25 protein-coding genes and 3 pseudogenes are annotated in these 23,439 nt (G+C 70.3%); 17 read left to right on the top strand and 11 right to left on the bottom strand.

The window, feature by feature from the left end; all coding sequences use genetic code 11:
- The first annotated feature begins 513 nt into the window (after positions 1–513).
- The 3 genes from ABT336_RS03185 (at position 514) to ABT336_RS03175 (ending at position 2,422) form a co-directional block, all read left to right on the top strand.
- Positions 514–1,605, top strand: coding sequence for a 3-deoxy-7-phosphoheptulonate synthase (locus ABT336_RS03185; RefSeq protein WP_350894831.1), 1,092 nt, complete (start codon positions 514–516; stop codon positions 1,603–1,605).
- A gap of 328 nt (positions 1,606–1,933) precedes the next feature.
- Positions 1,934–2,173 carry a hypothetical protein gene (locus ABT336_RS03180; RefSeq protein ID WP_350894830.1) on the top strand — a complete coding sequence of 80 codons (240 nt, stop codon included), beginning with the start codon at positions 1,934–1,936 and terminating at the stop codon, positions 2,171–2,173.
- A 51-nt stretch (positions 2,174–2,224) separates the two neighbouring features.
- The gene (locus tag ABT336_RS03175; RefSeq protein ID WP_350894829.1) at positions 2,225–2,422 is read left to right on the top strand and encodes a hypothetical protein; all 198 of its coding nucleotides are present in this window, start codon (positions 2,225–2,227) and stop codon (positions 2,420–2,422) included.
- A gap of 71 nt (positions 2,423–2,493) precedes the next feature.
- Here ABT336_RS03175 and ABT336_RS03170 read toward each other — a convergent pair whose 3' ends face one another.
- Genes ABT336_RS03170 through ABT336_RS03160 form a run of 3 tightly spaced genes read right to left on the bottom strand, consistent with a single transcriptional unit; the run spans position 2,494 to position 3,760 of the window.
- The gene (locus ABT336_RS03170) at positions 2,494–3,036 is read right to left on the bottom strand and encodes a DUF1360 domain-containing protein (RefSeq protein WP_350894828.1); all 543 of its coding nucleotides are present in this window, start codon (positions 3,034–3,036) and stop codon (positions 2,494–2,496) included.
- A gap of 41 nt (positions 3,037–3,077) precedes the next feature.
- Positions 3,078–3,413, bottom strand: a complete 336-nt coding sequence (locus ABT336_RS03165) for a hypothetical protein (protein ID WP_350894827.1) — start codon at positions 3,411–3,413, stop codon at positions 3,078–3,080.
- Entirely contained in the window at positions 3,413–3,760 is a 348-nt protein-coding gene (locus ABT336_RS03160) for a DUF6158 family protein (protein ID WP_350894826.1), read from the bottom strand. Before ABT336_RS03160 ends, ABT336_RS03165 begins: the two co-directional genes overlap by 1 nt.
- 138 nt (positions 3,761–3,898) lie before the next feature.
- Here ABT336_RS03160 and ABT336_RS03155 point away from each other — a divergent pair, with 138 nt between their 5' ends.
- The 3 genes from ABT336_RS03155 (at position 3,899) to ABT336_RS03145 (ending at position 5,908) form a co-directional block, all read left to right on the top strand.
- Positions 3,899–4,342, top strand: a complete 444-nt coding sequence (locus ABT336_RS03155) for a hypothetical protein (protein WP_350894825.1) — start codon at positions 3,899–3,901, stop codon at positions 4,340–4,342.
- Positions 4,343–4,367: 25 nt separating this feature from the next.
- Positions 4,368–4,697, top strand: coding sequence for a DUF3817 domain-containing protein (locus ABT336_RS03150; protein ID WP_350894824.1), 330 nt, complete (start codon positions 4,368–4,370; stop codon positions 4,695–4,697).
- 239 nt (positions 4,698–4,936) lie between these two features.
- Positions 4,937–5,908 (top strand): C40 family peptidase, encoded by a 972-nt coding sequence (locus tag ABT336_RS03145; protein ID WP_350894823.1) that lies wholly within the window; start codon positions 4,937–4,939, stop codon positions 5,906–5,908.
- A gap of 131 nt (positions 5,909–6,039) precedes the next feature.
- On the opposite strand, the gene ABT336_RS03140 is transcribed toward ABT336_RS03145, so the two are convergent.
- The 3 genes and pseudogenes from ABT336_RS03140 to ABT336_RS03130 form a co-directional block, all read right to left on the bottom strand.
- Positions 6,040–7,029, bottom strand: a complete 990-nt coding sequence (locus ABT336_RS03140) for a sigma-70 family RNA polymerase sigma factor (RefSeq protein WP_350894835.1) — start codon at positions 7,027–7,029, stop codon at positions 6,040–6,042.
- A 446-nt stretch (positions 7,030–7,475) separates the two neighbouring features.
- Positions 7,476–8,381 (bottom strand): annotated as a pseudogene (locus ABT336_RS03135) (MurR/RpiR family transcriptional regulator); the annotation flags it as partial.
- A 62-nt stretch (positions 8,382–8,443) separates the two neighbouring features.
- Positions 8,444–9,211 carry a dTMP kinase gene (locus tag ABT336_RS03130; RefSeq protein WP_350894822.1) on the bottom strand — a complete coding sequence of 256 codons (768 nt, stop codon included), beginning with the start codon at positions 9,209–9,211 and terminating at the stop codon, positions 8,444–8,446.
- 96 nt (positions 9,212–9,307) lie between these two features.
- Here ABT336_RS03130 and ABT336_RS03125 point away from each other — a divergent pair, with 96 nt between their 5' ends.
- The 10 genes and pseudogenes from ABT336_RS03125 to ABT336_RS03080 all read left to right on the top strand — a co-directional run.
- Positions 9,308–9,955, top strand: a complete 648-nt coding sequence (locus tag ABT336_RS03125; protein ID WP_350894821.1) for a nucleotidyltransferase family protein — start codon at positions 9,308–9,310, stop codon at positions 9,953–9,955.
- Positions 9,952–10,227, top strand: coding sequence for a BON domain-containing protein (locus ABT336_RS03120; RefSeq protein WP_350894820.1), 276 nt, complete (start codon positions 9,952–9,954; stop codon positions 10,225–10,227). The genes ABT336_RS03125 and ABT336_RS03120 overlap by 4 nt, the downstream gene beginning before the upstream one ends.
- 10 nt (positions 10,228–10,237) lie before the next feature.
- Positions 10,238–10,963 carry a metallophosphoesterase family protein gene (locus ABT336_RS03115; protein WP_350894819.1) on the top strand — a complete coding sequence of 242 codons (726 nt, stop codon included), beginning with the start codon at positions 10,238–10,240 and terminating at the stop codon, positions 10,961–10,963.
- A gap of 41 nt (positions 10,964–11,004) precedes the next feature.
- A complete protein-coding gene (locus ABT336_RS03110; protein ID WP_350894818.1) occupies positions 11,005–11,148 on the top strand; it encodes a GPGG-motif small membrane protein in 144 nt (47 codons plus the stop codon).
- Positions 11,149–11,321: 173 nt separating this feature from the next.
- The gene (locus ABT336_RS03105) at positions 11,322–11,816 is read left to right on the top strand and encodes a TspO/MBR family protein (protein WP_350894817.1); all 495 of its coding nucleotides are present in this window, start codon (positions 11,322–11,324) and stop codon (positions 11,814–11,816) included.
- Between the two features lie 274 nt (positions 11,817–12,090).
- A complete protein-coding gene (locus ABT336_RS03100) occupies positions 12,091–13,434 on the top strand; it encodes an ABC transporter substrate-binding protein (protein ID WP_350894816.1) in 1,344 nt (447 codons plus the stop codon).
- Positions 13,435–13,508: 74 nt separating this feature from the next.
- Entirely contained in the window at positions 13,509–14,558 is a 1,050-nt protein-coding gene (locus ABT336_RS03095) for a carbohydrate ABC transporter permease (RefSeq protein WP_350894815.1), read from the top strand.
- A gap of 1 nt (position 14,559) precedes the next feature.
- Positions 14,560–15,525: a carbohydrate ABC transporter permease gene (locus ABT336_RS03090; protein ID WP_350894814.1), complete on the top strand. Its 966-nt coding sequence runs from the start codon at positions 14,560–14,562 to the stop codon at positions 15,523–15,525.
- 66 nt (positions 15,526–15,591) lie between these two features.
- Entirely contained in the window at positions 15,592–16,638 is a 1,047-nt protein-coding gene (locus ABT336_RS03085) for a LacI family DNA-binding transcriptional regulator (protein WP_350894813.1), read from the top strand.
- Positions 16,639–16,759: 121 nt separating this feature from the next.
- Positions 16,760–17,518: pseudogene (locus tag ABT336_RS03080) on the top strand (alpha-amylase family glycosyl hydrolase); the annotation flags it as partial.
- Here ABT336_RS03080 and ABT336_RS03075 read toward each other — a convergent pair.
- From ABT336_RS03075 to ABT336_RS03055, 5 genes and pseudogenes are all read right to left on the bottom strand, one after another.
- A pseudogene (locus ABT336_RS03075) lies at positions 17,432–17,824 on the bottom strand (GTP-binding protein); the annotation flags it as partial. The pseudogenes ABT336_RS03080 and ABT336_RS03075 sit on opposite strands and share 87 nt — an antisense overlap.
- On the bottom strand, positions 17,805–18,194 hold the full coding sequence (locus tag ABT336_RS03070; protein WP_350894812.1) for a DUF742 domain-containing protein: 390 nt from the start codon (positions 18,192–18,194) through the stop codon (positions 17,805–17,807). The gene ABT336_RS03070 and the pseudogene ABT336_RS03075, both read right to left, overlap by 20 nt.
- Positions 18,184–18,606 carry a roadblock/LC7 domain-containing protein gene (locus ABT336_RS03065; protein WP_350894811.1) on the bottom strand — a complete coding sequence of 141 codons (423 nt, stop codon included), beginning with the start codon at positions 18,604–18,606 and terminating at the stop codon, positions 18,184–18,186. Before ABT336_RS03065 ends, ABT336_RS03070 begins: the two co-directional genes overlap by 11 nt.
- Positions 18,606–20,894, bottom strand: a complete 2,289-nt coding sequence (locus ABT336_RS03060; RefSeq protein WP_350894810.1) for a sensor histidine kinase — start codon at positions 20,892–20,894, stop codon at positions 18,606–18,608. The genes ABT336_RS03065 and ABT336_RS03060 overlap by 1 nt, the downstream gene beginning before the upstream one ends.
- A 231-nt stretch (positions 20,895–21,125) precedes the next feature.
- Positions 21,126–22,613 carry a catalase gene (locus ABT336_RS03055; protein ID WP_350894809.1) on the bottom strand — a complete coding sequence of 496 codons (1,488 nt, stop codon included), beginning with the start codon at positions 22,611–22,613 and terminating at the stop codon, positions 21,126–21,128.
- Between the two features lie 149 nt (positions 22,614–22,762).
- Here ABT336_RS03055 and ABT336_RS03050 point away from each other — a divergent pair, with 149 nt between their 5' ends.
- Complete coding sequence (locus ABT336_RS03050) at positions 22,763–23,428, top strand: hypothetical protein (protein WP_350894808.1); 666 nt, start codon at positions 22,763–22,765, stop codon at positions 23,426–23,428.
- The last annotated feature ends 11 nt before the right edge of the window (positions 23,429–23,439 follow it).

Raw genomic sequence — 23,439 nt, 5'->3', positions numbered from 1 at the left:
CGGCGAGGATCGCCGCCGCCTGCGCCCGGGCGTCGTCGCTGCCGGCGGCGGCCTCCTCCGGCAGCAGGTGCGCCCGGGACTCCACCCGGTCCTGGTCCTGGATTCGTTCGGTCATGGCACCTCTCCTACCCAACCCGGCAGCCCGCCAAGCCCGCACCACCACCCGGCCCGGCAGCCCGTACCACCACCAGGCCCGGCAGCCCGCCGAGGCGCGCACCGCCACCGCACCGCGACAGCGCCAGTCCGCACGGCAAACGGGGTCGTCGGCGGGGCCCTGCTCACAATGTGGTGAGCGGGTGAGGGTTTTCGGGATCCTCGGGTAGGGTTGTCGGCGTGACGCAGTGGTATCGATGGTTTATGCAGCCGGCTCCGGAGCCGGTGACCTCATCGTGAACTGACGTCACCTCACTTCGAGCCGGCCGGGCGGGACAGGGTCCCGCCCCTTTCGCGTACGAGCAGCCGGCTCGTCCCGGGCGCCGGCCCTGGGCACGGTCGGCGGAAGGAAACCCCACCGTGCCGAACCCGGACACCGATCGGGTCATCGACCAGCGGATCGACCGCGTCGTCCCGCTGACCACCCCTGCCCTGTTGCACCACCATCTCCCCCTGGACGCCGGCCTCACCTCGGCCGTGCTGGCCGGGCGACGGGCCACCGCCGCAGTGCTGGACCGGGACGACGACCGCCTCCTGGTGGTCGTCGGGCCGTGCTCGGTGCACGACCCGGCCGCTGCCCTGGAGTACGCCGAGCGGCTCCGGTCGCTGGCCGACCGGCTCGCCGACGACCTGTTGATCGTGATGCGCGTCTACTTCGAGAAGCCGCGCTCGACCGTCGGCTGGAAGGGCCTGATCAACGACCCGGGCCTGGACGGTTCGGGTGACGTCAACACCGGTCTGCGCACGGCGCGGGCCCTCCTGCTCGACGTCCTGCGGCTCGGCCTGCCGGTGGGGTGCGAGTTCCTGGACCCGATCACCCCGCAGTACATCGCCGACACTGTGGCGTGGGGGGCGATCGGTGCCCGCACCGTGGAGAGCCAGGTGCACCGGCAGCTCTCCTCCGGGCTGTCCATGCCGATCGGGATGAAGAACCGGCCCGACGGCAGCATCGGCACCGCCGTCGACGCGATCCGGGCGGCCGGCGTACCGCACGTCTTCCCCGGCATCGACGTCTCCGGCACCCCGGCGATCATGCACACCCGGGGCAACGCCGACTGTCACCTGGTGTTGCGCGGCGGCAACGACGGTCCGAACTACGACGCCGCCTCGGTGGCCGCCGCGCTGGGCCTGCTCCGCGCCGCCGGGCTGCCCGAGCGGGTGGTGGTCGACGCGAGCCACGCCAACAGCGGTAAGGACCACCGCAACCAGCCGAAGGTCGCCGCCGACGTGGCCCGGCAGCTCGCCGACGGCCAGCGGGGCATCGCCGGGATCATGCTGGAGAGCTTCCTGCAGGCCGGCCGGCAGGATCTGGACCCGACCCGGGAGCTGGAGTACGGCATGTCGGTCACCGACGCCTGCATCGGCTGGGACAGCACCGCCGAGGTCCTCACCGAGCTGGCCGCTGCCACCCGCGCCCGACGGACCACCCTGGCGACTCCCGCCCAGCCCTGAGCGGGCGGCACGCCCGCAGCCCTACGCGAAGTTCCTGAGGTGAGAAGACCAGCGGCCCCGGTGGTGACCGGGGCCGCTGGCGTCGGTGTGCAGGTCGCCTCTCGGCGAGTGGCACGACGCGGCTCCAGCCGAACGGTATTCCGCGAAGGCTATATAGGTGAGGCCCGGGGACACTGGACACACCGACACCCCATTCAACCGGCCCACCCGCCTCGGTGTTCCGGTATCGGTCGTGGCCCACGTCACAGTCGCAGCCTTCGGGTGGTGGTCCCGACCGCCACCGGAGGCACCACGTTTGACCGGTTCGGTGACGGGTAGCCGAAGTGACGTGACCGACGAACCAGTGACCACCAGCGAGCCGCTGATCGAGACACCGACCCGCAGCGAGCTGGACGGTCTGCTCGACGATCTCTACCACGGGCAGGAACGGCTCAGCCAGGCGGAGATCCAGCGCCGGGCGGTGGCCGCCGAACTGCCGGCCGAACTCCTGATCAAGGTCAGCGCCCTCCCCGAGGGGGAGTACGCCCTGGACGAGGTCGCCGACCTGCTCGGCGCGACACCGGGCTGACCGACCCGCCCCCGCAGGGCCGCCGTCCCGGTCGGCCGAGAAGAGGACGAGATGAGCAGCGATCGCGACGACGAACAACGGGACCTGCCGGCGCTCGGCCAACCGCCACGGGCCACGACACCGCAGAAGGACCCGGACTTCGCCAACGAGCACGATCGTACCGCGGTGGACCGGGACGTGGTCACCGACGCAGATGCCGACGAGCGCGAACCGGAGGCACCGCGCGGGTGGTCCGGAATGGAACGGTGACCGTCGCCCAAGACGATCGGACGTGACGAAACGGGTGGGGCCAGCACCGGCCCCACCCGTTTCGTTGCTTCCTACTTCTCGTCGGGGCCGCCGCCCTCGGCCTTCTGCTGCGCCATGGCGTACGCCATCTGGAGGAAGTCCGACGCGGCCACCGCGGTCAGCGCCGTGGCGACCAGCCTGGTGGTCCGGGGTGCCAGCACCAGACCCCCGGTGAGCCCGGTGGCCACCCAGACGGCCAGGCAGAACGGGCAGCTGAGCAGCTCACCGATGGCGTGCCGGGTGGGGCTGCCCGAGTCGCGTACCTGCTCCATCACCTCGCCGCTGCCGATCGGCTTGTCGTAACGGGTGAACGGGGCCCGCAACGGGCTGGTCACCGCGTCCTTGGAGAGCAGTCGGCTGAGCTTGTGGGTGGCGATCGACAGCAGGATCACGTCGGCCGTGGCGGGACGCTCGGGGACCGGGCGTCGGGTGGCCCGGACCAGCGCGGCCAGTGCCCCTGTCACCCCGGCGTACGTGCCCATCGCCACCAGGTAGCCGCCCAACGGCCGATGCTCGTGTGGCGCGTACGACCGGCGCAACCGCGCCACCTTCTCCTTCAGGCCGCCCTGGGTCACCGGAGTCTCCTCGGTCAGTCTCGGTCGTGGGGATCGGTCGGTCATCCGGCGGTCAGGTTGTCGGCCACCGCGTCGGCGAGGTTGGCCAGGCTCTTCTCGGCCAGGTCGTCGAGGCCGGACCCGTCGGATCCGTCGTGCAGTTCCAGTCGGACCCGGGCCCCGCCGCTGGGCCCCGGCTCGACGCGGATCTCGGCGGCCCATCCGCCGTCCGTCTCGTTCCAGCGGGCGTGCAGCTCGGCCGCGTCGACCTGCGAGCGCTGCTCACCGGCGGCCCGCAGCGGCTCCGGGAGCCAGGCCGAGGAGCGGTCCGGGTCGGTTGCCGTACTGAAGACCACCTCGGGTGGCGCGGACATGCCCCGCGCGGCGTGCCCGGACATCACGCGCTCCGCAGCCGACTCGGGTCGACCTCCCGGCCGGGATGCCGGGCCAGGTACTCCGTCTCCAGTTCGGCGGTACGCCGCAGGTGGTTGGCGAGGGCCGAGTCGGAGGCGTGCCGGAGCGTGTCCAGCCGGGTGCGGTGCAGGCTGTGCACCTCCCGGAGCAGGTCGTCGTCGTCCAGCTCGGCCGGATCGATCCCCACCACGTCCTCGTCGAGCAGGTCACCGGTGCCGCTCGTACCACCGGGTGTGGGGGCGGAGGTGTCCCACTCCGGGACCCGCTGCTCCGGGCTGGTCTCGCCGACTGTCGCCGCGTCGACTCCGTTCTGGCGTACCGAATCGCTCATGATCGCCCCCTGCTCTGGTATGGGCTCGCATCTAGACGTGTGCCCCAGCCCGGGTCGACCAAACCCACGGGGCCCGTGGGGCACGCCGACTACGACGCCGTGTCGGAGAGGGCAGGGGTGGCCGGTACCCTCGACGTCATGAAGCGGCTCTGGACACCGGCGTTGCTGTTCCGCCACGTGGCCATGGTCGTCCTGGTGGTCGGATTCCTCGCCCTGGGTTGGTGGCAGATCAGCCGGGCGGTCAGCGGGAACGCCATGAGCTGGGCGTACGCCTTCGAGTGGCCGATCTTCGCCGGGTTCGTGGTGTTCGTGTGGTGGCGGGAGGTGCGGCACGAGCTGCGCCGGTCTCCCGACGGGAACGCACCCGAGTCGGACCCGGACCCCGCCGCCGAGAGGCCGACCGCCCTTCCGGGGGCCGTCGACGGGGTCTCCGACGCCCGACCGGCGATCCGCCGACCGGTCCGGGTCTCCCGGACGTCGACGTCCGGTGCCGCCGAGGACGGCGACCTGGCCGCCTACAACCACTACCTGTCATGGTTGAACGCCAATCCGGGGGCGCGCCCCGGTGACTATCCCGGCTGAGGCCGGTGCGGAAGGACGGACGACGGTGGGCGCAGCCCTCAACCGGTACCGCGTGATCGCCTGGATCGTGGGCGTGGTGCTGATCATGCTGGTCGTGGTCGGGATGCCGATGAAGTACGGCTTCGACAACGCGGTGGTGGTGGAGACCATCGGGCCGTCCCACGGTTTCCTCTACATGGTCTACCTGGCCGCCGCCTTCGACCTGTCCCGACGGGCGGACTGGTCGTTGAAGCGGATGCTCGCGGTGATGCTCGCCGGGACGGTGCCCTTCGTCTCGTTCTGGGCGGAGCGACGGGTCAGCCAGTGGGTGCACCAGACGCAGCCGCAGCAGACCCCGGAGCCGGTCGCCGGCTGACCGGAGCCACCGCGACGGATCCGAAAGGTCCTCGATTCACTACCGACAGTGACGATCTGGCGCAAAAAGCTGCCACTTCCGCAACATTGGTCTCGGCAATGACTGCCCATCACTGCGGTCCCGAGCTACGTTGAGCAGGCTGGACCGGCCACGTGCCCTCCGACCGGAAGGCCCCGGGTCCGGTGCCGTCCGGGGTGTCCCCACGTTCCCGACGGCCACGGGAGAGGAGCCTTCCGCTCTTGTCGTCTCTCCGGACACTGCTGCGTCCGCTCGTCGCCGCCGGCCTGGTCGCGGTGCTGGTCGCCCCGGCGGCACCGGCCTCGGCCGACCCCTCGGTCGCGGAGCTGACGCGACGGATCGACAAGTCCTCGACGGAACTGGCGCAGGTGGTCGAGTCGTACAACGAACTGCGCGAGAAGATCAAGGACAACAAGAAGGCCGCCGCCACCCTCCAGGCCCGGATCGGGCCGTTGCAGGAGCAGACCGAGCGCAGCCGGGCCGACGTGGGCGAGATCGCCGTCACCGCGTACAAGACCGGTGGGTTGCAGACCGTCGACGCCCTGCTGCAGGGCGGCTCCGGTTCGGTGGTGGAACGGCTCGGCACCCTCGACCAGCTCACCCGTCAGCGCCAGAAGAGCATCGAGGGGTTCACCGCCAACGAGCGGCAACTTGTCGACCAGAAGACCCGACTGGACACCACGCTGGCCCGGCAGGCCGCGCAGGCAAAGGAACTGAACACCGGCAAGAAGAAGATCGAGAGAGACCTGGCCAAGCTGTACGACCTGCGGCGGGCGGCGTACGGGCGGGCCACCGAGCAGCCGAAGCAGCAGGCGGGCAGCGCCGCCAACGACGCCCCCCGGGTCTCCGGTGGCGCCGGTGCGGCGGTCCGGTACGCCTACGGTGCCATCGGCAAGCCGTACGTGTGGGCCGCCTCCGGCCCCAACGGGTACGACTGCTCGGGGTTGACCTCGGCGGCCTGGCGGGCGGCGGGCAAGTCGCTGCCGCACAACACCAAGATGCAGTGGAACGCGGTGGCCAAGATCAATCGGGCCGAGCTGCGCCCGGGTGACCTGGTCTTCTACCGAAGCCTCGGCCATGTGGCGCTCTACGTCGGCGACGGTCAGGTGATCCACGCGCCGACCTTCGGCCGCCACGTGGAGAAACGTCCCGTCGACCTGATGGCACCGTACGGGTACGGCCGGGTCCGCTGACCCACCCGACCTACCAGCGCAGAAGAAGAAACGGCCGGCGTCCCCTGTGGGACGCCGGCCGTTCGCGTGCACTGTGTGGTCGGGGGGCCGGTCCCGGTGGACCGGCGCCGCTTCGTGGCCGCCCATCGTGCTCAGGCGGCCTGCAACCCCTCGGCCCGGGCCAACTCCCGCAGCCGCCCCAGCGCCTGGATCTCCAGCTGCCGGATCCGCTCCCGGGAGAGCGAGAACCGCGAGGCCACCTCGGTGAGCGAGTGCTCCCGGCCGTCCTCCAGGCCGTACCGGGCCCGCATGATGCCGGCCGAACGGTCGTCGAGGTGGTTGAGCAGCCCCTCGATACGCTGACGCTCCAACCCGGTGAGCACGATCTCCTCCGGCGACGGCGCGTCGCTGTCGGCGACCAGGTCACCGAGGTTGGTGTCACCGTCGTCCCCGACCGGGGTGTCCAGCGACACGGTGTCCTGGGACCAGCGGACCAGCTCGTTGACCCGCTCCACCGTCACCCCGAGGGCCGTGGCGATCTGCTCCGGCTCCGGGTCGCTGCCCAGCTCACGGGTGAGCTGACGGGCGACGTTGCGCATCCGGTTGACGTCCTCGACGAGGTGGACGGGAAGCCGTACGGTCCGCTCCTGCTGGGCGATGGCCCGGCTGATGGCCTGGCGGATCCACCAGGTCGCGTAGGTGGAGAACTTGTACCCGCGCTCGTAGTCGAACTTCTCGACCGCCCGGACCAGGCCGGTGTTGCCCTCCTGGATCAGGTCGAGCATGGGCATCCCCGACCGGACGTACCGACGGGCGATCGACACGACCAGCCGCAGGTTGGCCCGGATGAACAGGTCCTTGCCCCGCTCACCCTCGGCGACCAGGCGCTCCAGGTCGTCCCGGTCGACGCCGGCGGGGACGCGGTCCTCGGCGAGCAGGTGCTCGGCGTAGAGGCCGGCCTCGATGGTCTTGGAGAGTTCGACCTCCTTGGCGGCGTCCAGCAGCGGCGTCCGGGAGATCTCGTGCAGGTAGACTCCGACGAGGTCCCGCTCCTCGGCGACCTCGTCGGTCCGCAATCCGATGTTCTTGTCCACGTTGCCCACGGTCCCCTCGCTCGCGCCGGTTGCCCGGTTCCTTGCCATCCCCACGTTCATCAGCCCTCCCCCGTCCCTTTGAGTGCCCCGCCTCGCTGACACCTACACAACAGTTGGGACGTATCAGGGATTCCATGTCGTGAGTCGAACGTGTCACGAATGCCTGAGTATCAGCTGAGAGCGCGGTCCATATTTGCTGTCAGCACCCCGTCGGGTGACTCGTCGATGGGGCACCACGGGGGTAGACGGGTCGGCGGACCACCGCTGCGCCGCCGGAGGAATCGCACCATTGCGTACCTCCGGAGGGCAGCGACCCGGGTCACCGCCCGGCTGCGATCCTCGTCACGGGCGGTTCCGCCCGGTGGACCAGGCGGTTCGTCCGGTGGTTAACGAATACCCCACGCCTGGTGGAACAATCAGGCGCCGGTCTCCCGTCCCGCCGAGGGGTGTGTTCCCTGTCGCACCCGACCTGGGGGTTCACCGCGATCAGGTGGTCGACGCCCCTGCTCCACCCGGTATTCCCGGACCGCTTCGTCGGTCACCGAAAGTGACCTTTCGGCCCCCTCCCGGTCCCGGGCCGCCACCGCCAGGACGAGGCAGTCCACGACGGTGAGCTGAGCGGGTTCGCCGGCGGACAGGCCGTACCGGTGGCCGACCTCGTGGGCGGCGGTGGCGAGCACCAGATCCGCCACCACGGCGAGGGGGGAACGCGGGAAGTTGGTCAGCGCGACGGTGGTGGCCCCCCGGGCGCGTGCCTGTCGCAGCACCTCGACCACCTCCGACGTCGTGCCGGTGTGCGAGACGCCCACCGCGACGTCACCCCGGCCCAGCAGGGCGGCGGAGGTCAGGGCGGAGTGCACGTCCGGAAAGCAGCAGGTGGTACGCCCGATCCGCTGCAACTTGCGTTGCGCGGCGGCGGCGACGAGTCCGCTGGCTCCGACTCCGTACACGTCGACCCGACCGGCGGCCACGATCGCCGCCGCGACCTGTTCGCAGACGATCGGGTCGAGCCGCCGGGCGGTCTCCTCGACCGCCCGGGCACTGTGGAACGCGACGGTCGCGATGATCTCCGGCAGGCCGGCGTCGGGTGGAAGGTCCCCGGGGAACACCCGGGCGTCCGGGGGCTCACGGCGTCGGGCGGATTCGGCGGCGAGGCCGATGCGCAGGTGCGGGTAGCCGTCGAGGCCGACCGACCGGCAGAACCGGACCACTGTCGCCTCGGAGGTCTCGGCGGCGGTGGCCAGGTCGGTGATGGTCCGCCGGGGGACGTCCCCCGGGTCGGCCACCACCAGCCGAGCCACCCGCTGCTCGGCCGGGGACAGTGACGGCAGCAGTCCGCTGATGTGGACGACCAGGTCCGGTGGTCCGCTCCCGGTGGAATCCTGGGGCCCCTTCGGCACTGTGGAAAGCTACTTCCGCCGATGGACGACAGTCAACGTCGACGTCGCGGATCGGGGCGACGTCAGGCGGGGACCACCGGCCTCGGGGGCCCCGGTTCGTCGACCGCAAGCACGGGTGGCGGGTCGTCGACGACCGGCCTCGGGGTGTCGAGTGCCGAGGCCGGGGGGCCGGGGTCGACCGGTGCCGCCCCGGCGGGGGTCGGCAGCCACCCGTCGAGGTACGCCAGGATCTGCCGACTCACCTCGTCCGGCGGCAGACCGGCGTCCACCACCACGAAGGAGGGGTACTCCGGCAGGGTGCGGTACGCGGTGTCGGCCGCGGTGAGGTAGCCGATCGTCTCGTGGTCGGTACCCCGCCGCTCGATGCGTCGGTACGCCTCCGACGGGTCGAGGGAGAGCAGGAAGGTCACCTGCGGGGGCGGGAAGATCCGGTACCCGACCCGGGCCAGCCGTTCCCCGCGCTGCCCACCGTGTGCCCGGATGCTGACGTACTGACAGGCCGAGTAGCGGTCCATGATCGCCGTACGGCCGGTCACCAGGCAGCTGGTCAACGCCGCCGCGATCGCCACCCACCGCAGCACCGACTCGACGGTGAGCAGTCCGGTCCGACCGACGAGCCGCTGGGCGTCGAGTCGGCCGAGCCGGACCGCCAACCGGCCGAGCCAGCGGCGACCGCCCGCGTTGCGGTGGTAGGTCGCGGGCCGACCGGCGGTGGTGAGCGCCTCGGCCAGCCGGTAGGCCTGGGTGGTCTTGCCCGAACCGTCGATGCCGATCAGAGCAACGGCGCGCAACCGGGCTCTGTCGCGCCGCGCCCGTCGTGATCTGGACACTCTGCACAGGTTATCCGACGCGTGCTCCCTCGGGCCTTTGTCGCTTTTCTCCCGCGCCGTCACCGAACGCGCCGGGGGCAGGTGTGGACGACCGGAATGCCGGGTACGCAATCGGCCATCCACCGACGAAGGAAATCGGTTCCACGACGGGAGACGCAGATGGCGGAGCGCGGAGACGAGACACTGGTACACACCCTGAAGAAAGTCGCCGCCGTGCTCAAGCAGGCCGAGATCCCGTTCGCGCTCGGGGGGAGCTTCGCCGTGTACGCCCACGGCGGCCACTCCAGCGACCACGACGTGGACTTCCTGATCCGGGGGGCCGACGTCGACCGGGCCCTGGAGGAGCTGACGGCGGCCGGCTTCACCGCCGAGCGCCCGCCCGAGGACTGGTTGGTGAAGGTCTTCGACGACGACCGGATGGTGGACCTGATCCACCGGCCCATCGAGACCCCGGTGACCGAGGAGACCTTCGGCGACACGGTGATCCGACCGGTCGACGCGATCCACATGCCGGTCCTGTCGGCCACCCAGCTGATGGTGCACAAACTGCTCAGCTTCTCCCAGCACTACTGCGACTTCGCCCGGGGACTTCCGCTGGCCAGGTCGCTGCGGGAGCAGATCGACTGGGAACGGGTACGGAAGGAGACGCAGCACTCGCCGTACGCCGAGGCGTTCCTGGTGCTGCTCGACCGACTGGACGTGGTGCCGGAGGCCGGCCCATCGGGAGAGAAGGGGACACCGTGACCGAGTACCGCGACAGCGGCACCTCCCCGCCTGACGAGTACGTGGAGGCGGAGATCCAACGGCTGCTCGCCGAGGACCCGGCCGTCGCCGAACAGGGCATCAGTGTCGTCTGCACCGAGCGTGGACTGGTGCTCTACGGCGAGGTGGAGAGCCCGCACCGGCGGGAGGAGATCCTCCGCAGGGTCGCCGAGCGCTTCCCGGACGTACCGGTCAGCAGCGACATCGGGGTGATCCGCGCACAGGCACCCACTGACGTCGAGCAGCTGCCGTGAGGAGGGTTTCATGGTGATCCGGATCGCCGCGGTCGGCGACGTACACATGGACGAGGATGTGGTCGGACGGTTCCGGCCCGCCCTGGAGGAGTTGCCGGAGCACGCCGAGGCGCTGCTGCTGGCCGGGGACCTGACCCGGCACGGCACCGAGTCGGAGGCGCGCTGTGTGGCGACCGAGTTCGGTGGGTTGGGTGTCCCGGTGGTGACGGTGCTCGGTAACCACGAGCACCAGTGCGACCAGGTTCCCCGGGTGGTGAAGGTGCTGGAGGATGCCGGCATCACCGTCCTGGAGGGAACGGGTGTGGTGCTGGAGTGCGCCGGTGGCCGGCTCGGCGTGGCCGGGGTGAAGGGTTTCGGCGGCGGGTTCGCCGGCAGGTGCGCCAGTGACTTCGGCGAGCCGGAGATGAAGGCGTTCGTCCGGACCACCACCGAGAGCGCCGACGCGCTCGGTGCGGCGCTGCGGGGGCTCGACTGCGACCTGCTGGTGGCGTTGACCCACTACTCGCCGGTGCCGGAGACCCTCGCCGGGGAGCCGCTGGAGATCTACCCCTTCCTCGGGTCGTACCAGCTGGGGCAGGCGATCGACTCGGCGCCGACGGCGCTGGCCCTGCACGGGCACGCGCACCACGGTTCCGAGCGGGGCACCACCCCGGGTGGGGTCCGGGTCCGCAACGTCGCCCACCCGGTGATCAAGCAGGCGTACAGCGTCTTCGAACTCGGTGGTCAACTCGACTGAGATCGGGTTTCCAGATTCGCCTAAGCGGGTATTCAGCGGTCATGGAGCTACTTCTCTGGATTCTCGCAGTCGTGCTGGTGGTCGCCGGTGTTCTGGCCCTCTTCCGCCGGCAGATCCTCTGGGGCGTCGTCCTCATCGTGGTCGGGCTGATCGTGGGCCCGGGCGGTGTCAGCATCTTCAGTTGACCCGGTCACCTCTCGCAGTTCCCTTCGACCCGCCGAGGTCGTCGGATCCGGAACTCCGTCCTCCCGACAGGAGTCTCCGGCTCCGACGACCTCGGCGCCTTCGTGCCCCCGGTGGGGACGACCGTCCCTCTCGGGGAGGTTTGTCCGTCACCGAGGGTGGGCATCTGGACACCATGACGACTTCGAGCGCGGTGCAGCGGCACAGCGGCCCCCGGGCCTGGTTGGCGTTGCTGGGGTTCGGGGCGGCGGTGCTCGTGGCAGCCGCCGTCGGCGGGCTCGCCGTCGGCGGGGCGGCCAGTGAGTACAACAGCCTGCGCCAGCCCTCCTGGGCCCCGCCGTCGTGGTTGTTCGGGCCGGTCTGGACCGCGTTGTACGCGACGATCGCGATCGCCGGTTGGCTGGTCTGGCGACGCGTCGCTTTCGGTCCGGCCGTCTACGCCTGGATCGCCCAACTCGTACTGAACGCCCTGTGGACCCCGTTGTTCTTCGGCGCGGGTCAATACGGTCTGGCATTCGCCGAGATCGTGGTGATGTGGTTGGCGATCGGGGTCACCGTCGCCCTGTTCTGGCGGATCTTCAGGCCGGCGGCGGTGTTGATGTTGCCGTACTGGGCCTGGGTCACCTTCGCCGCCGCCCTCAACCTCTCGATCTGGCAGCTCAACATGTGATCCGTCGGTTGGCTGTCCGCACGACCCCGGTCGGTTTCGACCGGGGTCGATCTGCGTCATTGTCTATCGACTGTCGTCGTATTTCCTTCACCGTCCGGAGGCGACTCGCGACGCTCGTGGGAGCGTGCCCATCGGAGGGCAGTCAGGTTTCCGGATCGTTACTCGGTCGTGTCCGGTGAGGGGTGGACCCGCACAGATGAAAGCGCTTAAATGTTGGGACGCCCATCGGACCGGCGCCGCCCTCGCGACCGCGCCGGCTAGGAAGGAGGACGGCATGGCGGTCTTTGCCAGACCACGCCAGGCCCTCGTGATCGCCGGCGTGCTCGGGCTGGCGGTCAGCGCCACCGCCTGCAGCAGCGGCGACAGCGGCGGCAACAACGCCAGTTCCGGGGACTGCTCCGCATACGAGAAGTACGAGGGTCACGACGGCACCACGGTGACCATTTACTCGTCGATCCGGGAGATCGAGGCCGACCGTCTCGACGAGTCCTGGAAAGAGTTCAGCGAGTGCACCGGCATCGACATCAGCCACGAGGGCAGTGGCGAGTTCGAGGCCCAGCTCCCCGTCCTCGTGCAGGGCGGCAACGCTCCGGACCTCGCGTTCATCCCCCAGCCCGGGCTGATCCAGCGGTTCGCCTCCGGCGGTCAGCTCAAGGCGGCCAGCCCCGACACCAAGGCGATGGCCGAGCAGAACTACTCGGCCGACTGGCTGAAGTACGGCACCGTCGACGGCACCTTCTACGGTGCCCCGCTCGGGTCGAACGTGAAGTCCTTCGTCTGGTACTCGCCGAAGACGTTCCAGGAGAAGGGTTGGACCGTCCCGGAGACCTGGGACGACCTGATCAAGCTGAGCGACACCATCGCCGCCGGCGGCACCAAGCCGTGGTGCGTCGGGGTCGAGTCCGGTGAGGGCACCGGCTGGCCGGCCACCGACTGGATCGAAGACATGATGCTGCGTACGCAGACCCCCGAGGTCTACGACCAGTGGACCACCCACCAGATCCCCTTCAACGACCCCCGGGTCGTCGAGGCGGTCGACAAGGCCGGGCAGATCCTGAAGAACGAGAAGTACGTCAACGGCGGCTTCGGCGGGGTCCGCAGCATCACCTCCACCGCGTTCCAGGAGGCCGGTCTGCCGATCCTGAAGGACGAGTGCGCGCTGCACCGGCAGGCGTCCTTCTACGCCAACAACTGGCCGGAGGGCACGAAGGTGGCCGAGGACGGCGACGTCTTCGCCTTCTACCTCCCGGCGATCGACCCGGCCAAGGGCAAGCCGGTCCTGGGTGGTGGCGAGTTCACCGCCGCCTTCGCCGACCGTCCCGAGGTCCAGGCCGTGCAGACGTACCTCGCCTCGGGTGAGTACGCCAACAGCCGCGCCAAGATCGGTGACTGGGTGTCCGCCAACAACAAGCTCGACCTGGCGAACGTCCCGAACCCGGTGGACAAGCTCTCCGTGCAGCTCCTCCAGGACAGCAACACCGTGTTCCGCTTCGACGGCTCCGACCTGATGCCGGCCGCCGTCGGGACCGGCACCTTCTGGAAGGGCATGATCGAGTGGTTGAACGGCAGGGACACCGCGAGCGTCCTCTCCGGTATCGAGAGCAGCTGGCCGAACTGAGGTGACCTGGGGTCCGGTCCGTGACACACGGGCCGGGCCCCGAGGTTCTCGGGCCGTGGACCCTGGAGGGACTGATGGAGTTCGACTTCGTCGGACAACAAGGCAAGTTGTTGATGCTGCTCTACGGCCTGCTGGCGTTCGTCGTCGTGGTCGGTGGCATGCTCGCGCTGCTCGACGTGGTGCCGGCCTGGTTCGCCCGACGCCGCGAAGCCCAGCTGGTGGCGGCAGCCGCCGGTGGCGGGCCGCTGCCCCGGCGCCCCAAGCAGCGGGAGGGCCTGTTCGCGCTCTTCTTCCTGCTGCCCACGGTGCTGCTGCTCATGATCGGCTTGGTGGTGCCGGCCATCCGGACCACCCTCCTGTCCTTCATGGACGGACCCGGTGACAACTTCGTCGGGTTGCAGAACTACGGCTGGATGTTCAGTGAGGACTCCATCGTCCGGGTGCTGCTGAACACGCTGACCTGGGTGATCCTGGTGCCGCTGGTGGCCACCACGATCGGCCTGGTGTACGCGGTCATGGTGGACCGGGTCCGGTTCGAGGCGGTGGCGAAGTCACTGATCTTCATGCCGATGGCCATCTCGTTCGTCGGCGCGAGCATCATCTGGCGCTTCGTCTACGCGTACCGGGGTCCGGAACAGGAACAGATCGGTCTGCTCAACCAGATCGTGGTCACCCTGGGCGGTGAGCCCCGGCAGTGGTTGCAGGACCCGCCGTTGAACACCCTGCTGCTCATCGTGATCATGGTGTGGATCCAGGCCGGATTCGCCATGGTGGTGCTCTCCGCGGCGATCAAGGCGATCCCGGCGGACATCGTCGAGGCCGCCCGCCTCGACGGGGTGACCCCCTGGCAGATGTTCTGGCAGATCACGATGCCGAGCATCAAGCCGGCGTTGATCGTGGTGGTGGTGACGATATCCATCGCCACCATGAAGGTCTTCGACATCGTCCGGACCTCCACCAACGGCAACTACGACACCAGCGTGGTGGCCAACGAGATGTACAACCAGGCATTCCGGTACGGCCAGAGCGGTCAGGGTTCGGCCCTGGCGGTCGTGCTCTTCGTCCTGGTGATCCCGATCGTGATCTACCAGATCCGCAACCTGCGCCAGCAGCGGGAGGGCTGACATGACCACCTCGACTCCCCCGCTCGCCGCCGGGACACAGGGCACCCGCGGGACCCCGACCAGGGCCGGCCGGGTCCGCAAGCGGCTCAACAGTCGCACCGCCACCGTCGTCTCGATCGTCATCGCGGCGGTCTGGACCATCCCCACCTTCGGGCTGTTCATCTCGTCCTTCCGTCCCGAGGAACAGCTCAAGACCACCGGCTGGTGGACGTTCTTCCGCGACCCGCAGTTCACCCTGGACAACTACCAGCAGGTGCTCTTCGGTAGGGGTGCGTCCTCCGGGCAGCTCGCCGGCTACTTCGTCAACTCGCTGGTGATCACCCTGCCGTCGGTGCTCTTCCCGCTGGCCTTCGCGGCGATGGCCGCGTACGCCCTGGCGTGGATCAACTTCCGGGGCCGGGACTGGCTCTACATCGGCATCTTCGCGTTGCAGATCGTCCCGTTGCAGATGGCCCTGGTGCCGCTGCTCAGCTTCTTCTCCCGGGGGGTGAACCTCGGCGGGGTGACCCTCATGCCGGCGTGGAACCTCGCCGGCGAGGAGCGATACATCCAGGTGTGGTTCGCCCACACCTGCTTCGCCCTCCCGCTGGCTGTCTTCCTGCTGCACAACTTCGTCTCCCAGCTCCCGAAGGACCTGATGGAGGCGGCCCGGGTCGACGGGGCAACCCACCCGAAGATCTTCCGCAGCATCGTCCTGCCCCTGATCACCCCGGCGCTGGCAGCGTTCGGCATCTTCCAGTTCCTCTGGGTCTGGAACGACCTGCTCGTGGCGTTGATCTTCGCCGGTGGCGGCAGTGACGTCGCCCCACTGACGGTCCGGCTCGCGGAACTGGCCGGCACCAGAGGCGGCGAGTGGCAACGGTTGACCGCCGGGGCGTTCGTCTCGATGGTCGTACCACTGATCGTGTTCCTGTCCCTGCAGCGCTACTTCGTCCGAGGTCTCCTCGCGGGCAGCGTGAAGGGTTGATCGAACGTCCTCCGCCGCCGTCGAGGTCCTCGACGGCGGCGGAGTCGGTTACCGAGCAAGGTTGACATGACGAGGATCGACGACGTCGCCCGGCTGGCCGGGGTCTCCACCGCCACCGTCTCCCGGGCTTTGCGCGGCCTGCCGACCGTCTCCGCAGACACCCGCCGCCGGGTGCTCGCCGCCGCCGAGCAACTGGAGTACGCCGTCTCGCCCAGCGCCTCCCGCCTGGCCGGCGGCCGGACCGGCACCGTCGCGGTGGTGGTCCCCCGGATCACCAGGTGGTTCTTCAGCACGGTGGTCGAGGCGGTCGAGGACGTCCTCTACGAATCCGGGTACGACCTGCTGTTGTGCAACCTCGGGGGGCGCGAGCAGCTCCGGCAACGGGTGCTGCGTACCGCCGACCTGCACAAACGGGCCGACGGGGTGATCCTGGTCGCCACCCCGCTACGGGACACCGAGCTGACCGCGCTGGGTCGGCTGACCCTGCCCGGGATCACCATCAGCTCCGGCGGCGTCGTACCCGACTGGCCGTGGGTCCGGATCGACGACCGGGCCGCCGCCCGGACCGCGACCCGGCACCTGCTGGACCTGGGCCACCGTCGGATCGCGCACATCTCCGGCGACCCCGACGACGAGCTGGCGTTCACCACCCACATCGACCGTCGGCTGGGCTACGAGGAGGAGCTGCGCGCCGCCGGTCTGGAACCGGACCCGAGCCTCGACGTGGAGTCGCAGTTCACGATCAACGGCGGCACCCGGGCGATGGAGGAGCTGCTGCGCCGGGGTGACCCACCCACAGCGGTCTTCGCCGCCTGCGACGAGATGGCGATGGGCGCGATCAGCGCCCTGCGGGACGCCGGGCTGCGGGTGCCGCAGGACGTCAGCGTGATCGGCATCGACGACCACGACCTGGCCGGGGTCCTGGGGTTGACCACAATCGCCCAACCCGCCGCCGACCAGGGCACCCTGGCGGCCCGGATCCTGCTCGACCCGATCGTCGGGGCGCTGGCCACCGGGCCGTCCGGTCCCGCCGAGGCCGGGGCACAGCAGTCGGTGGTCCTGCCCACCCGGTTGGTCGTCAGGTACTCCACCGCCCCGCCCCGGGCCGGTTGACAGACGGCGTACGCCCCTGCCGGCTCGCGGCCCGGGGCCACCGCGCGCAACGGGCTTCACCGGAGGTCATCCTGGGCACAATGAACGGGCGACCGGACGTCTCGACCCACGGGAGAACGCCCTGAACACGACATCGACGCCCCAGGAGGCCCCCACCGGGGTGACCCCCGGCTGGTGGACCGAAGCCGTCATCTACCAGATCTATCCGCGATCCTTCGCCGACTCCGACGGCGACGGCATCGGCGACCTCCCGGGCATCACCGCCCGCCTCGACCACCTCGTCGAACTCGGCGTCGACGCCGTCTGGCTCTCGCCGTTCTACCCGTCGCCGCAGGCCGACGCCGGGTACGACGTGGCCGACTACCGAGACGTGGAACCCCTGTTCGGCACGCTTCCCGACGCCGACCGGCTGATCGACGAGGCGAAGCGGCGGGGGCTGCGGGTCATCGTCGACCTGGTGCCCAACCACACCTCCTCGGCGCACGTGTGGTTCGCCGAGGCGCTGACCGCCGCCCCCGGCAGCCCGCAACGGCAGCGCTACGTCTTCCGCGACGGGCTCGGCGCGGACGGCGACGAGCCGCCGAACGACTGGCAGAGCGTCTTCGGCGGACCGGCCTGGACCCGGGTCACCGAACCCGACGGCCGGCCCGGCCAGTGGTACCTGCACCTGTTCGACACCGCCCAGCCCGACCTGAACTGGGACAACCCGGAGGTCCGGGCCGAGTTCGTGGACGTCCTGCGCTTCTGGCTGGACCGGGGCGTGGACGGGTTCCGGGTGGACGTGGCGCACGGCCTGATCAAACAGGCCGACCTGGCCGACTGGCAGGAGCCGCAGGAGATCCTCTCCGGCCGGGAGGTCGACAAGCCCCGGCCCCCGATGCAGCTCGTCCCAGAGGAACCAGAAGCGGTCCTGACCCGGGGTGCCGAAGAGGTAGACCTGGAGGTCCTCGTTGATGGTGATCCGACCGAAGTCCATCGCGACGGTCGTGGTGGACTTCGCCTCCACTCCGGACAGGTCGTCGGTGCCGATGCCCGCCCCGGTCAGGACCTCTTCGGTCTGCAACGGGCGGACCTCGCTCAACGCGCTGACCAACGTCGTCTTGCCGGCCCCGAAGCCGCCGGCAATCAGGATCTTCAGGGCCAGCGGCACCCGGTGGCCACCCCGATCAGAGCGCACGTAGTCCACTGACCACCGCCTTGAGTATGTTGTCGTCGGGAAGGATCGCGGCACGCCTCGGCTCGTGGACCGACACGAGTCCCCCAGCGAGCAGGTCGCCGAGGAGGACCCGTACCACGCCCAGCGCGAGGTCGAGGCGGGCGGCCAGTTCGGCCACCGGAACCGGGCGTCGGGCCAACTCGACCAGACGCCGGTGTTCCGGATGCAGCCGCGGGTGTTCGTCCAGGTCGGCCGCCGGGTCAGCCAGCACGAACGCCACCAGGTCGAACCCCTCGACCGCCGGCCGAACCCGGCCGCCGGTCAGAGTGTACGGACGGACCACCGGGCCGGCTTCCCCGTCCAGCCACTCGTGCTGCGGGTCGGGGTGATCATCCCGCATCGTCGGTCTCCGAAGGCTCCCGGGCCGGCGCGGCGAGGTACTCCCCCACCCGGGTCACCAGCATCGCCATCTCGTACGCCACCAGGCCGATGTCGGCGTCGGCGTCGGCGGCCACGGCCAGGCAGGCACCCTGCCCGGCCGCCGTGACGAAGAGGTACGCCGACTCCATCTCCACCACCGTCTGACGGACCGGTCCGGCGGCGAGGTGCCGGCTCGCCCCCTTGGCCAGGCTGGAGAAGCCGGAGGCCATCGCGCACAGGTGCTCGGCGTCGGCACGGTCGAGGTCTGCGGAGGAGCCGAGCAGCAGCCCGTCCGCCGACAACACCACCGCCTGGCGGGCGGTCGGCACCCGCTCCACCAGCTCGTCGAGGAGCCAGTCGAGATCTGCGCTCTGCTTCGTCGGTTGCACCACTAGGCGTCCCTCTCAGTCGCGGTCGGGGGTCTGGGTACGCCGTCACCGGTAGGCGACGACGGCGGCTCGGTGCCCGATCCGGTCTCGGGGGCGACGCCCCGGCGACCGCGGGCGGTGCCGTCCTGCAGCGCCGACATGAGCCGACGCGCCTCCTCGGGGGACCGAGGGCTGGGCGTCTCGGCGACCGGCGGCCGGGGCCGCGCCTCCGGGGCACGGCGGCGGATCCGGCGGGGCAGCCCGTCGGTGTTCGGGGACAGGTCCACGGCGCTGCTGCGGTCCGTGGCGAGCGGGAGCACCGGGGCGGACGTCCGCTGCCGCTCCCTGGTGATCCGACCCCGTGGCCGGGGTGGGGTGTGCAGGCGGGTCACCCGGGCCACCCGGTCGGCCTCCGGCCCCGAGGCGGGCGTCTCGTCGGTGATCAGGTCGGCCGGCACGTGCACCGTGGCGGTGATCCCGCCGTGCTCCGACCGGCGCAGTCCGACGCGTACGCCGTGTCGGGCGGCCAGTCGGGCCACCACGAACAGCCCCAGCCGGGCGCTCTGCGTGGGATCGAAGTCGGGAGGCTCGGCCAGTCGGGCGTTGGCCTCGGCGATCGCGTCGGCGGGCATGCCCAGTCCCCGGTCGGCCACCTCCACGTCGTACCCGTCGGGGGTGCGCCGACCGCGGACCTCGACCCGGGTGTGCGGCGGGGAGAACGCGGTGCCGTTCTCGATCAGTTCGGCGAGCAGGTGGATCAGGTCGCCGACGACCCGCCCGACGGCGGCTGCCGGTTCCAGGCTCGTCACGTCCACCCGGTCGTACGACTCGACCTCGCCGGTGGCCCCCCGGACCAGGTCGACCATGGCGACCGGGTTGCGCCATCCCCGACCGGGCGCGGCCCCGGCGAGGATGACCAGGTCCTCGGCGTGGCGTCGGAGTCGGGCGGCGAGATGGTCGGCGCGGAACAGCTCGGCCAGCTCGTCCGGGTCCTCGGCGCGCCGCTCCAGCCGGTCCAGGATGGCCAACTGCCTGTGCACCAGCCCCTGGCTGCGCCGTGCGATGTTGAGGAACACCTCGTTGAGGCCGCGCCGCAGGGTGACCTCGTCCACAGCCGCGCTCAGCGCGGTACGGCGTACCTCGTTGAAGGCCTGACCGACCTCGCCGATCTCGTCACGGCCGTACTCCAGGGGTGGTGCCTCCCGCGCGACGTCGACCTCCTCCCCCCGCCGGAGCCGGGCCACCACGTCCGGCAGCCGACGTTCGGCCATCTCCCGGGCGTCGTCGCGCACGTGGGTGAGCCGGTACACCAGGGAACGGCCCACCCGCAGCGCCACCACCGCGGAGGCCACCACGGCGAGGAGACCGAGCAGCCCGACCGATCCGAGCCGGACCAGGATGCCGACAGCGACCGGCACCGACCGGTCGGCGAGCGCGTCGGACTGACCGAGCTCGAAGTCGCGCATGATGTCCTGGACGGCGTCGTGGCGGGTCTGCCACTCGGTGAGTTCGACCCGGGGTCGGCCGGTGGCGGAGCCGGCGACCAGGCTGTCCTGCATCGCCTGTAGCCGGCGGAACTCCGGCCCCTCGGTGAGCTGCCGGTAGGCGGCCCGGTCGGTGGCGGGCAACTCGGCCACCGCGCCCTCGACGATGTACGTCTGGTTGCCGATGATCTGGACCAGCCGGGTGTGCTCGTCCTCGGCGTACCGACCGGCGGTCGCCGCCCCGGCGACCAGCGCGTCGGCCTGGGCGAGCAGTTCACGGGAGCGGCCGAGGTCGGTGATCGCCCGTACCTGCCGGTTGAGGTCGGTGTCGGGCAGGGCGGCCAGGGCGGTGAACGCCTGGAAGGCCGAGCTGACCATTCCGGTGTAGAGGCCGAAGGCACCGGCCCGGTCGACCTCGCGCCGGTCGATGTACCCCCGACCGGCCGGTAGGGCGTCCAGGGTCGCCACCAACTCGTCGAGACGGGTCTCCAGCAGGTCGTGGGCGGCGCCGCGCAGCGAGTCGCCGTCGATGCGGTTCCGCAGCTCGCCGATCGCCTCGTCGGTACGGCGGCGCTGCTCGATCAGGGGTGGCGACTCGTCCTCCCCGGCGAGGTGGACCATCGAGAGTCGACGTTCGCTCTGCAACTCGGCGACGACCCGTTCGCCGGGGATGCCGAACTCGTCGAGGAGGGTGTTGGCGTCGAGCAGACTCCTGGCCGGTCCGACGGTAAGGGTGGTAGCGAAGATCCACAGTGCCAGCAGCGCAGCCACCGGGGTGACGACCAGCGCGGCCAGTTTGGCCCGGATCGGCCAGTCACGGGTGTTCATCGCAGCCTCGCCCGGAAGGTGACGGAAGGGGTACCGGCACCGGCGGGCGGTGGCCCGGCCACTGTGCCGGGCACCGGTACGGGCACCGTGGGCAGGATACGTAATTGACCGCCGATGCACTACCGGCTGTCGCGCCGACCATTACCGCGTGCACCGCCACCTGCGAACCTCTGTCGACAATCGGGCGCCCCGCCGTGTCGTACGGCGGGACGCCCGGTCCGATCCCCGGGGTCAGGACTCCGCACCGATACCGAGCCCCTCGGCCACCCGCCCCCCGTACGCCTCGTCGCACTGGCGCAGGTGCCAGACCATCTTCTCCTGGATGTGCCCGTCGCACTGCTCCAGCTGCGCGACCAGGTTCTTCACCAGGTCGTCGCGCTCCCACTCGGGCATGGTCCGGAAGTGTTCACCGGCCTGGGCGTAGTCGTTGCGCCGCTCGATCGGCGCCTTCACGACCTGCCCCGAGACGAAGGGTCGGTACTCCCGGTAGGACTCGTCGGCCTCCCGCAACCCGGCCACCGAGGACGGCTCGAAGTTGATGTGCGGGTTCTCGCCCCGATCGTCCACGTGGTAGGACATCGGGCCACCCTCCTGGTTGGTGCCGACCGCCACGTCGGGGCGGGGTGCGTTGATCGGCAGTTGGAGGTAGTTCGGGCCCACCCGGTACCGCTGGGTGTCCGAGTAGGAGAAGGTCCGGCCCACCAGCATCTTGTCGTCGGAGAACTCAAGCCCGTCGACGAGTACGCCGGTGCCGAAGGCGATCTGCTCGTTCTCGTTGTGGACGTTGGCGACGTTGCGGTTCAGCGTCATCATCCCGACCGGACGCAGCGGGAAGACGTCCTCCGGCCAGGTCTTGGTGTCGTCCAGCGGGTCGAAGTCCAGCTCCGGGTGCTCGTCGTCGCTCATGATCTGGACGTTGAGCTCCCACTGCGGGTACTCGCCGCGTTCGATCGCCTCGTACAGGTCGCGGGAGGCGTGTCCCAGCTCGGTGGCCTGGATCGCCGCCGCCTGCTCCTCGGTCAGCGACTCGACTCCCTGCTGCGACTTCCAGTGGTACTTGACCAGGACGCCCTCACCTGCGGCGTCGACCATCCGGTAGGTGTTGACCCCGAAGCCATCCTGCCGTCGGTAGTCGGCAGGGATGCCACGCGGGCTGAACAGCCAGGTCAGCATGTGCATCGACTCGGGGGTGCCGGACATGAAGTCGAAGATCCGGTTCGGCTCCTGTCGGAAGGTGACCGGGTCCGGCTTCAGCGCGTGGATCACGTCCGGGAACTTGACGGCGTCCCGGATGAAGAAGACCGGCAGGTTGTTGCCGACCAGGTCCCAGTTGCCGTCCTCGGTACGGAACTTGACAGCGAAGCCCCGGGGGTCGCGGGTCGCCTCGGAGGAGTCCCGGCCGCCGATGACCGTGGAGAAGCGTACGGTCACCGGGGTCTTGGTGCCCCGGGTCTGGAAGAGCCTGGCCCTGGTGTACGTCGAGGCGGGCTCGTCGCCGATGGTGCCGTACGCCTCGAACTCCCCGTGGGCGACGAAACCTCGGGCGTGCACCACCCGCTCCGGGATCCGCTCCCGGTCGAAGTGGCTGATCTTCTCCAGGAAGTGGTAGTTCTCCAGCGTCGCCGGCCCTCGTGAGCCGACCGTCCGCTGCTGCTGGTTGTTGTGCACCGGATGGCCCTGACGGGTGGTGAGGACCGGCTTGTCGACCTGCTCGTTCATCGCGTCTCCTCCTGCTCGGTGGGTACCAGTCGACGGGAACCGCCGTCCCACCTGTCCCTCCTTACCCATCCGACCCATCTGAGGAAAGTGCGCGGATCGGGATTGGCGATCACCGGAAGCAGGGAATACCAGAGGACGAAGGAGGAGCCATGACGTCCACGCAGGTAATCGTGTTGGTGCTCGTCGTACTGGTGGTCGCGGCGGTGGCCGCAGCCCTGGTGATCGCCGGTCGGCGGCGGGCGCTGCGCCAACGGTTCGGCCCGGAGTACGACCGGGCGGTAGCGGAACAGAGCAGTCGCAGCGCGGCCGAGCGCGAGCTGCGGGACCGCCAGCGCCGACACGCCGAACTCACCCTCACCCCCCTCACCCCCGAGGCTCGGGACCGGTACGCGGCGGCCTGGGAGGAGCTCCAGGTCCGCTTCGTCGACTCGCCCCACGAGACGGTCTCCGACGCCCACGAACTGGTCACCCGGCTGATCTCCGAGCGTGGCTACCCGACCGGGGACTTCTCGGACCAGATCGCCCACCTGTCCGTCGAGCACGCCCGGACGCTGGGGCACTACCGGGACGCCCACGAGATCCACGAGCGCAACGCCCGAGGCGAGGCGAGCACCGAGGACCTGCGTCAGGCCGTCGTGCACTACCGCGCGCTCTTCGCCGACCTGCTCGGGACCGAGCCGGTCGGGTCCCGGCCGGCGCAGCCGGACACGACCCCGACGTCCCACTCCGAGTCGGCTGACCAGCCGAGCCCGACCGAGTCCCACCCGACGTCGCCCCCGCAGCAGCGGACCCCGCACGACGTCCCGACCCGTTGAGAGGCAAGCCA

The organism is Micromonospora sp. NPDC000207, assembly GCF_040300925.1.
Taxonomy (GTDB): Bacteria; Actinomycetota; Actinomycetes; order Mycobacteriales; family Micromonosporaceae; genus Micromonospora.
This window is presented reverse-complemented; position numbering and strand designations above follow the sequence as displayed.